Origin of the sequence: Micrococcus sp. ACRRV (assembly GCF_022346985.1) — a bacterium.
Taxonomy (GTDB): Bacteria; Actinomycetota; Actinomycetes; order Actinomycetales; family Micrococcaceae; genus Micrococcus; species Micrococcus porci.
In genome coordinates, this window is record NZ_JAKRNH010000094.1 from 1 (window position 1) to 9,330 (window position 9,330).

Here is a 9,330-nt window from a genome sequence, read left to right on the forward strand (position 1 = left end):
GATGACGCCCGCCCCGGCCCCCACCGACACGCCGGACGCCCCGGGCGCCGAGCGCCTGCCGCCCCTGCGGTTCGGCTTCCTGGCCTCCGGCCCGTGGATCCTCGGGTTCGTCGTCTGCATCCTCTTCGCGTTCCTCTGCCACGGGCTCGCCCAGTGGCAGTGGGACCGCCGTGTGCAGGTGATGCACGACGTCAACCGGGTGCTCGCCAACTACGACGACGACCCGGTGCCGTTCGCGGAGGCCTCCCGGCTGTTCACGGACTTCGACTCCGAGGACGAGTGGACGCCCGTCACGCTGACGGGCCGGTACGAGACGGACGAGACCCTCGTGGTGCGGAACCGGCCGCGCGCCGGCGCCCCCGGCTACGAGGTGCTCGTCCCCTTCGTCACGGAGGAGGGCGTCACGGTGATCGTGGACCGCGGCTGGCTGCCGATCGGCTCCCAGCCGGGCCGTCCGGACGCGATCCCCGCCCCGGACCCTGCGGCCGGGGAGGTGGTGGTGCGCGTGAAGCCCGGTGAGCCCGCGCTGGACCGCGACGCCCCGGAGGGGCAGGTGCCCTCCATCGACCTCGCGGCGATCGAGCGGATCCTCGGCCGGCCGATCGCGGACACCGCCTACGGGCTCATGGTGTCCGAGTCGCCCGCCGCGGCCACCGTGCCGAACCAGCTCGTGGCCCCGACGCTCGACGAGGGCCCTCACCTCTCCTATGCGATCCAGTGGTACATCTTCGCCGCCATGGGCTTCGCCGTGTGGGGGTACTCCGCCTGGATGAAGGCGCGCAACGACCGCGCCGACGCCCTCGAGGACGCCGAGGACGACGGCCTGCTCGCCGCGCGTCGTGCGCCCCGGCCGAAGGCCCGGCGGCGCCGCCGCGGCGGCCGCCCCTCCGACGAGGAGGTCGAGGACGCGCTGCAGGAGGACGTCCTGCGGGACCGGCCCGGTCAGGCCAGCGAGATCAGGTCGAGGTAGTCGTCGCTCCAGAGGTCCTCGTCGCCGTCGGGCAGCAGCACCACGCGCTCGGGGGCGAGGGCCTCGACGGCGCCCTCGTCGTGGGTCACCAGGACCACGGCGCCCTCGTACTGGCGGAGGGCGTTGAGGATCTCCTCACGGGAGGCCGGGTCGAGGTTGTTGGTGGGCTCGTCCAGCAGCAGCACGTTGGCCGAGGAGGCGACGAGCGTGGCGAGGGCCAGGCGGGTCTTCTCGCCGCCGGAGAGCACGCGCGCCGGTTTGTCGACGTCGTCGCCCTGGAAGAGGAAGCTGCCGAGCAGGGTGCGGCACTGGGTGTCCCCCAGCTGCGGGGCGGCGTGGCGCATGTTGTCCAGGACGGAGGCGTCCTGGTCCAGGGTGTCGTGCTCCTGGGCGAAGTAGCCGAGCTTGAGGCCGTGCCCCGCGATGACCTCGCCGGTGTCCGGGGACTCGGTGCCCGCGAGCATGCGCAGCAGGGTGGTCTTGCCGGCGCCGTTGTAGCCGAGGATCACCACGCGGGATCCGCGGTCGATCGCCAGGTCCACGCCCGTGAAGATCTCCAGCGAGCCGTAGGACTTGGAGAGGTTCTCCGCCCGCAGCGGCGTCTTGCCCGAGGCCTGCGGGGTGGGGAACCGGATCGCGGCCACGCGGTCCTGGGCGCGCTCCCCCTCGACGCCGCGCATCATCCGCTCGGCGCGCTTGATCATGTTCTGGGCCGCGGTGGCCTTGGTGGCCTTGGCGCGCATCTTCTCCGCCTGGGCCAGCAGCGCGGAGGCCTTCTTCTCCGCGTTGGCGAACTCCCGACGGCGGCGCGCCTCATCCTGCTGGCGCTGCGCCTGGTAGTTCTTCCAGTTCATGTTGTACACGTCGATGGTCTGCCGCATCGCGTCCAGGTAGAGGACCTTGTTGACGGTCATCTCCATGAGCTCGACGTCGTGGCTGATCATCAGCAGCCCGCCCCCCGAGTAGGTCTTGAGGTAGTCCCGCAGCCACACGATGGAGTCGTGGTCCAGGTGGTTGGTGGGCTCGTCGAGGAGCATCGTGTCCGCGTCGGAGAAGAGGATGCGCGCGAGCTCGACGCGACGGCGCTGACCGCCGGAGAGGGTGTGCAGCGGCTGGTCCAGCACGCGGTCCGGCAGCCCGAGGTTCGAGGTGATGCGGGCGGCCTCGGACTCGGCGGCGTACCCGCCGCGGGCCTCGAACTCCGCCTGGAGCCGCGAGTAGCGGTCCATGGCCTTCTGGCGTGCCGCGTCGTCCTCGGACGCCATGTCCGCCTCCGCCGCGCGCATGCGGCGGATGGTCTGGTCCAGGTCGCGGGCGGCGAGGATCCGGTCCCGCCCGGACTGGTCCATGTCCTCCACCTTCGGGTCCTGCGGCAGGTAGCCCAGGCGCCCGGAGACCGTCACGGAGCCGGCCGTGGGCTGGGTGATGCCGGCGAGGACCTTGGTGAGGGTCGTCTTGCCGGCGCCGTTGCGGCCCACCAGGCCCACCTTGTCCCCCTTGGCCACGCGGAAGGACACCTCGTCCATGAGCAGGCGGGCGCCGACGCGCAGTTCGAGATCGGTGACGGTGAGCATGACGGGGCTACGGCTCCTGACGGGACGGCGAGGGCGCGGATCCGCGCCGGGCCAGTCTAGTCCGTCTACACTCAGGCCCCATGAGCTTCAACGAGAACGTGCAGATCAACGCCGGTCGCGCGCGCGGCGGCGGTGGCGGCGGCATGGGCGGCCGCGGCCTGGCCATCGGCGGCGGCGGCGGCATCCTGGCGCTCCTCCTGGCGATCTTCGCCCCGGGCCTCGCGGAGGATCTCGGGATCGGCGGTGCTGGAACGGGCACGGGCTCCTCCTACCAGCAGCAGCTCCCCCAGTCCGGCAGCGGCACCTCCACCCAGCCCGTGTCCCAGGCCGACTGCTCCACCGGCGCGGACGCCAACCAGAACACCGACTGCCGCGTGATCGCCACGACCGAGTCGGCCGACGCGTTCTGGGGCGACTACATGGGCCAGTACTCGAACATCCAGTGGCGTCAGCCGGACCTGACGCTGTTCACGAACTCGGTGAGCACCGGCGGGTGCGGCTCCGCCACCTCGGCCACCGGCCCGTTCTACTGTCCCGCCGACGAGTCCATGTACTTCGACACCGCGTTCTTCTCCACCCTGGAGTCGGACTTCGGCGCCACGGGCGGTCCGCTGGCCGAGGAGTACATCGTGGCGCACGAGTACGGCCACCACGTGCAGAACGTCGTGGGCTGGCTCCAGTACGCCCAGGACGGGCGCACGGGTGCGGCCTCCAACGCGGTGCGCTCCGAGCTCCAGGCCGACTGCCTCGCCGGCATGTGGGCCGGCCACGCGGCCACCACCAAGGACCCGGAGACCGGGGAGGCCTTCCTGCAGCCCATCACCCAGGAGCAGCTCGCCCAGGCCATCGACGCCGCCGGCGCCGTGGGCGACGACCGCATCCAGGAGCAGTACCAGGGCCGCGTGAACCCCGAGGCGTTCACCCACGGCTCCGCCTCCCAGCGCCAGGCGTGGTTCATGCGCGGCTACGAGACCACCTCGCAGCAGAACCCGGACATCAACCAGTGCAACACCTTCCAGGCGGCGACCCTGGACATCTGATCCCCCCGGCACGGAGAACGACGGCGGCCCCCACCTTCCGGCAGAAGGTGGGGGCCGTCCACATCACCGGCGGGGCCGGATCAGATGTTGAAGCCGAGGGCCCGCATCTGGTCCTTGCCGTCCTCGGTGATCCGCTCGGGACCCCACGGCGGCATCCACACCCAGTTCAGGCGCCACTCGTCCACCATGGTGCCGATGGCACGGGAGACCTGGTCCTCGATCTCGTCCGTGAGCGGGCACGCGGCCGTGGTGAGGGTCATGTCCACGAGCAGCGCGCCGTCCTCGGCGTAGTGCAGCCCGTAGAGCAGGCCCAGGTCCACCACGTTCACGCCCAGCTCGGGGTCGATCACGTCCTTGAGCGCCTCGCGGATGTCCTCCACGGGCGTCTGTGCGGCGGTGTCGGTCATGCTCAGGCCTCCGCCGCGGCCTTCTCGAAGCGCGCGTAGCCCTCCGACTCGAGGCGGGCGGCGAGCTCCGGGCCGCCGGACTCGGCCACGCGGCCGTCCACCAGCACGTGCACGTGCTGCGGCTTGATGTAGTTGAGGATGCGCGTGTAGTGGGTGATGAGCAGGGTGCCCATCTCGTTGGCCTCGGCGGCGCGGTTCACGCCCTCGGACACGATGCGCAGGGCGTCGACGTCCAGGCCGGAGTCGGTCTCGTCGAGGATCGCGAACTTCGGCTTGAACAGCTCGAGCTGGAGGATCTCGGCGCGCTTCTTCTCGCCGCCGGAGAAGCCCTCGTTGACGTTGCGGTTCATGAACGCAGGGTCGATCTGGAGGGCCTCGAAGGCGCCCTTGACGTCCTTGGACCAGGTGCGCAGCGAGGGGGCCTCGCCGTCGATCGCGGTCTTGGCGGTGCGCAGGAAGTTGGTCATGGTGACGCCCGGGATCTCCACGGGGTACTGCATCGCCAGGAACAGGCCGGCCTGGGCGCGCTCGTCCACGGACATCTCCAGGACGTCCTCGCCGTCGAGGGTGATGGAGCCGGAGGTGACCTCGTAGCGCGGGTGGCCCGCGATGGTGGAGGCCAGGGTGGACTTGCCGGAGCCGTTCGGGCCCATGATGGCGTGGGTCTCGCCGGTGTTGATGGTCAGGGAGAGGCCCTTGAGGATCTCCTTGGGGCCGTTCTCGGTCTCGATCTGCACGTGCAGGTCGGTGATCTGCAGGGTTGCCATGTGCGGTTCTCCTAGGAAGAAGTCGTGTGAAGGGGTGGGGAGGCTCAGAGCGCGGTGACCCGCAGCTCCTCCTCCATGACGGCGGTCAGCTCGTCCTGGACGTCGGCGATGCCGATCTTCTGCAGGATCTCGTTGAGGAAGCCGCGCACGATCAGCTGGCGCGCCTCGGACTCCGGGATGCCGCGGGCCATGAGGTAGAACAGCTGGGTCTCGTCGAAGCGGCCGGTCGCCGACGCGTGGCCCGCTCCCTCGATCACGCCGGTCTCGATCTCCAGGTTCGGCACGGAGTCGGCACGGGCGCCGTCCGTGAGCAGCAGGTTCTCGTTCTTCTCGTAGGAGTCGGTGCCCTCGGCCTCCGTGCGGATCAGCACGTCGCCCACCCACACGGTGTGCGCGTCCTGGCCCTGCAGGGCGCCCTTGTACAGCACGTTGGACACGCAGTTCGGACGGTTGTGGTCCACGAACAGGCGGTTCTCGAGGTGCTGGCCGGCGTCGGCGTAGTACAGGCCGTACATCTCGGCCTCGCCGCGCTCGTCGGAGAAGCGCGCGGTGGGCGTGAGGCGCACCAGCGATCCGCCGTGGGTCACGGTGACGTGCTTGAGGTGGGCGTCCCGGGCCACGGAGGCCTGGTGGGCGCCCACGTGCACGGCGTCGTCGTCCCAGGCCTGCACGGACACGACGTTCAGGGACGCCCCGCGGCGCACCTCGAACTCGACGTTCTGGGCCAGCACGGCGGAGCCGCGGTGGGTCAGGACGACGTCGGCGTGCGCGTTCTCCTCGGCGATCAGCGTGAGCTGCTGGGCCGCCGGCTCGACGCCGGAGCCGGTGACCTCGATACGGACGGGCTCGCCCGGCTCGCCCGAGACCGTCACGACGGTGGCCTCGGCGAAGGAGGTCCACGCCGCCGCGGAGACGCGGTCGTCCGGGGTCAGCACGGACCCCACGCGGGCGTCGTCGCGGCCCACGGTCTCCACGGAGACGCCCGCCGTCTCGGAGACGGTCACGGCCGGCGCCGCGCCGGTCAGGCGCGCGTCGTCGCCCCCGGGCAGGTGCAGCCCGCCGAGGCGCTCCAACGGCGTGAAGCGCCAGTCCTCCTCGCGGCCGGTGAGGACCGGGAAGTCGGCGAGGTCCTTGGAGGAGACGCGGTCGGCGCGGGACTGGCCCTGGCCGCGGGTCGCCACGGGGGCGCCGGCGTCCTGGCCGCCGGCGAGGGTCTCGCCCTCCTCCCCCATGCCGGGGATCATGTTGCGTTCGGTGTTCTCCACGATCTCGGTCAACGTCAGCCCACCGACCCTTCCATCTGCAGTTCGATCAGCTTGTTCAGCTCCAGCGCGTACTCCATGGGGAGCTCGCGGGCGATCGGCTCGATGAAGCCGCGCACGATCATCGCCATGGCCTCGTCCTCGGCCAGGCCGCGGGACATGAGGTAGAACAGCTGCTCCTCGGAGACGCGGGAGACGGTGGCCTCGTGGCCGAGGGTCACGTCGTCCTCGCGGATGTCGATGTACGGGTAGGTGTCCGAGCGGGACACGGTGTCCACGAGCAGCGCGTCGCAGACCACCGAGTTCGCGGCGCCCTTGGCGCCCTCGTTCACCTGCACCAGGCCGCGGTAGGCGGCGCGGCCGCCGTTGCGGGCCACGGACTTGGACACGATCGAGCTGTTCGTGTTCGGGGCCATGTGCACCATCTTGGATCCGGTGTCCTGGTGCTGGTCCTTGCCCGCGAACGCGACGGAGAGGGTCTCGCCGGTGGCGCCCTCGCCGGTGAGGTACACGGCCGGGTACTTCATGGTCACCTTGGAGCCGATGTTGCCGTCGATCCACTCCATGGTGCCGCCGGCCTCGACGACGGCGCGCTTGGTCACCAGGTTGTACACGTTGGTGGACCAGTTCTGGATGGTGGTGTAGCGCACGCGGGCGTTCTTCTTCACCACGATCTCGACGACGGCCGAGTGCAGGGAGTCGGACTGGTAGATCGGGGCGGTGCAGCCCTCGATGTAGTGCACGTACGAGTCCTCGTCCGCGATGATCAGCGTCCGCTCGAACTGGCCCATGTTCTCCGTGTTGATGCGGAAGTAGGCCTGCAGCGGGATCTCCACGTGGACGCCCTTGGGGACGTACACGAAGGAGCCGCCGGACCACACGGCGGTGTTCAGCGAGGCGAACTTGTTGTCGCCCACCGGGATGACGGTGCCGAAGTACTCCTCGAAGATCTCCGGGTGCTCCTTGAGGGCGGTGTCGGTGTCCAGGAACACGACGCCCTGCTCCTCCAGGTCCTCGCGGATCTGGTGGTAGACGACCTCGGACTCGTACTGGGCGGCGACGCCCGCGACGAGGCGGTCGCGCTCGGCCTCGGGGATGCCGAGGCGCTCGTAGGTGTTGCGGATGTCCTCGGGGAGGTCGTCCCAGGTCTTCGCCTGGCCCTCGGTGGAGCGCACGAAGTACTTGATGTTGTCGAAGTCGATGCCGGAGAGGTCCGGGCCCCAGGCGGGCATCGGCTTGCGCTCGAAGTACTTCAGGGCCTTCAGGCGCAGCTTCGTCATCCACTCGGGCTCGGACTTCTTGGCCGAGATGTCCTTGACGACGTCCTCGTTCAGGCCGCGGCGCGCGGAGGAGCCGGCGGCGTCGGAGTCGGCCCAGCCGTACTGGTAGGCACCGATGGCGTTCAGCTCGGGGTTCTTCTCGAGGATCTCGGAGATGACGCCGGGATCGGCGCCCCTCGAGTCCTGCTGGACGATCTGGTCGGTCATCTCAGCCTCTCTCTCAGCGGTGGGGTTCGGTGTGGGTGGTCTGCGGTGCGGCGGGTCAGGCCCGCCCGAGCGGGATGTGCGTGGTGCACACGTGCCCGCCGGCGGCGAGGGTGGAGAGGCGGCGCACGTCCACGCCCAGCAGTCGGGCGAACAGCGCGGTCTCCTCCTCGCAGAACTCGGGGTGTCGGGCCGGCAGGCCCTGCAGCGGGCAGTGCCCCTGGCAGAGCTGCTCGGCGCGCAGCGTGGGGGCCAGCCCCGCGCCGACGTGTCGGATGCTGGCGGCGTAGCCGGCGTCGTCGAGCAGGTCCGCGAGGACGCGGGTGCGTTCCTCGAGGCCCATCTCGCGGCCGGCGACGGCGGCCTGGAAGGCCTCCTCGACGGGCTGCAGCGCGTCCGCCGCGAGGCGACGCACCTCGCCCTCGCCGCCGACCTCCACGAGACGGTCCACGGCCTGCAGAGCGATGCCGAGGTGGTCCCCGCCCAGTCGCCGCTGCGCCTGCGGGGCGACGACGTACCGGCGGGACGGGCGCCCGGCGCCGCGTGCGGCGCTGACCACCTTGACCTCCACGAAGCCCTCCTCCTCCAGCGCGTCGAGATGACGACGCACGGCGGCGGCGGTCAGGCCCAGGGCGCCGCCGATCTCCGCGGCGGAGACGGGGCCGTGGCTGAGCACCCGCTCCAGGACGCGCTCGCGCGTGCCCGGGGCGAGCGCGGCGGGATCGGCGGAGTCGGAATACACAAAGCCATTGTGACGTATTGATCTGGAACCGTTCAAGTCACCGCGCCGTGTGACCCCGCGCACCGGCACGGAGACGCCCGCGGCCGGACCTAGAATGGGTCGGTGCCCGAGACCTCCCCCCACCCCGACGCCCCGGCCCTGCGCCTGCACGAGGTGCGCCGCACGCTCGGCCGCGGCGCCGCGCGCACGGAGGTGCTGCGCGGCGTGGACCTGGAGGCCCGCCGCGGCGCCGTCACCGTCCTGCTGGGCCCCAACGGCGCCGGAAAGTCCACCACCCTGGCCCTGTGCCACGGCTCCGACCGCCCGGACTCCGGCACCGTGCGCGTGTTCGGCCGGGACCCCTGGCGGGCCGATGCCGACCTGCGCGCCCGCCTCGGCGTGATGTGGCAGGAGGGCGGCCTGCCGCCATCGGTGACGGCGCGCCGCTTCGTGCGGCACGTGGCGTCCCTCCACGGCGACCCCCTGGACCCGGACGCGCTCCTCGGCCGCCTGCGCATCGACCGGGTCGCCGACCGCCCGATCCGGCGCCTCTCCGGCGGACAGCGCCAGCGCGTGGCCCTGGCGGCGGCCGTCGTGGGTCGCCCGGACCTCCTGTTCCTCGACGAGCCGACCGCCGGGCTCGACCCCGAGACCCGCCCCGTGGTCCACGACGTGGTGCGGGAGCACACCGCGCGCGGCGCCGCGGTCCTGCTGACCACGCACCTGCTCGACGACGCCGAGCGCCTCGCCGACGACGTCGCCATCCTGCGCGCCGGGCGCGTCGTCCGCGCGGGCACCCTCGCCGAGCTGACCCGCGTCCAGGACGGGGACGTGGTGGACGTGCGATTCGACGAGGCCCGCGCCGCCGACGTCCGGGCATGGGTCGCGGCGGCCCCCGCCTCCTTCCGTGCGGTCGCGTCCGCCGGCGCCCCCGCCGCGCGCGTGGCCGGCGTCCGCTCCCCCGCGGACCTCGAGGCCCTCGCCGCCTCCTGGACCCGCGCGGGCCTGTTCCCCACCCGCCTCGAGCGCGCCGTGCTGCGCCTCGAGGAGCTCCTCCAGTCCCCCGACGCCGACACGCCCTCCCCGGAGAGGTCCCGATGAGCGC

General features: G+C 71.7%; 9 protein-coding genes. 3 read left to right on the top strand and 6 right to left on the bottom strand.

The window, feature by feature from the left end; genetic code table 11:
• The first annotated feature begins 1 nt into the window (after nt 1).
• On the top strand, nt 2-970 hold the full coding sequence (locus MHY29_RS09520) for an SURF1 family protein (protein WP_239240615.1): 969 nt from the start codon (nt 2-4) through the stop codon (nt 968-970).
• Here the strand turns inward: MHY29_RS09520 and MHY29_RS09525 are convergent.
• The gene (locus tag MHY29_RS09525) at nt 943-2,544 is read right to left on the bottom strand and encodes an ABC-F family ATP-binding cassette domain-containing protein (protein ID WP_239240618.1); all 1,602 of its coding nucleotides are present in this window, start codon (nt 2,542-2,544) and stop codon (nt 943-945) included. The genes MHY29_RS09520 and MHY29_RS09525 overlap by 28 nt on opposite strands.
• Nucleotides 2,545-2,624: 80 nt before the next feature.
• On the opposite strand from MHY29_RS09525, the gene MHY29_RS09530 reads away from it, so the two are divergent.
• The gene (locus MHY29_RS09530; protein ID WP_239240621.1) at nt 2,625-3,584 is read left to right on the top strand and encodes a neutral zinc metallopeptidase; all 960 of its coding nucleotides are present in this window, start codon (nt 2,625-2,627) and stop codon (nt 3,582-3,584) included.
• A gap of 80 nt (nt 3,585-3,664) precedes the next feature.
• On the opposite strand, the gene MHY29_RS09535 is transcribed toward MHY29_RS09530, so the two are convergent.
• The 5 genes from MHY29_RS09535 to MHY29_RS09555 are packed head-to-tail and all read right to left on the bottom strand — an operon-like array spanning nt 3,665 to nt 8,246.
• Nucleotides 3,665-3,991 carry a metal-sulfur cluster assembly factor gene (locus MHY29_RS09535; RefSeq protein ID WP_224354901.1) on the bottom strand — a complete coding sequence of 109 codons (327 nt, stop codon included), beginning with the start codon at nt 3,989-3,991 and terminating at the stop codon, nt 3,665-3,667.
• Between the two features lie 2 nt (nt 3,992-3,993).
• Entirely contained in the window at nt 3,994-4,758 is a 765-nt protein-coding gene (sufC, locus tag MHY29_RS09540) for a Fe-S cluster assembly ATPase SufC (protein WP_224354902.1), read from the bottom strand.
• A 44-nt stretch (nt 4,759-4,802) separates the two neighbouring features.
• Entirely contained in the window at nt 4,803-6,035 is a 1,233-nt protein-coding gene (gene sufD / locus MHY29_RS09545) for a Fe-S cluster assembly protein SufD (protein WP_224354903.1), read from the bottom strand.
• A 2-nt stretch (nt 6,036-6,037) separates the two neighbouring features.
• Nucleotides 6,038-7,507, bottom strand: coding sequence for a Fe-S cluster assembly protein SufB (gene sufB, locus MHY29_RS09550; protein ID WP_239240624.1), 1,470 nt, complete (start codon nt 7,505-7,507; stop codon nt 6,038-6,040).
• Between the two features lie 55 nt (nt 7,508-7,562).
• Nucleotides 7,563-8,246: a DNA glycosylase AlkZ-like family protein gene (locus MHY29_RS09555; protein ID WP_239240627.1), complete on the bottom strand. Its 684-nt coding sequence runs from the start codon at nt 8,244-8,246 to the stop codon at nt 7,563-7,565.
• A gap of 102 nt (nt 8,247-8,348) precedes the next feature.
• Between MHY29_RS09555 and MHY29_RS09560 the strand changes: the two genes are divergently transcribed.
• Nucleotides 8,349-9,326, top strand: coding sequence for an ABC transporter ATP-binding protein (locus MHY29_RS09560; protein WP_224354906.1), 978 nt, complete (start codon nt 8,349-8,351; stop codon nt 9,324-9,326).
• Nucleotides 9,327-9,330: the final 4 nt, after the last annotated feature.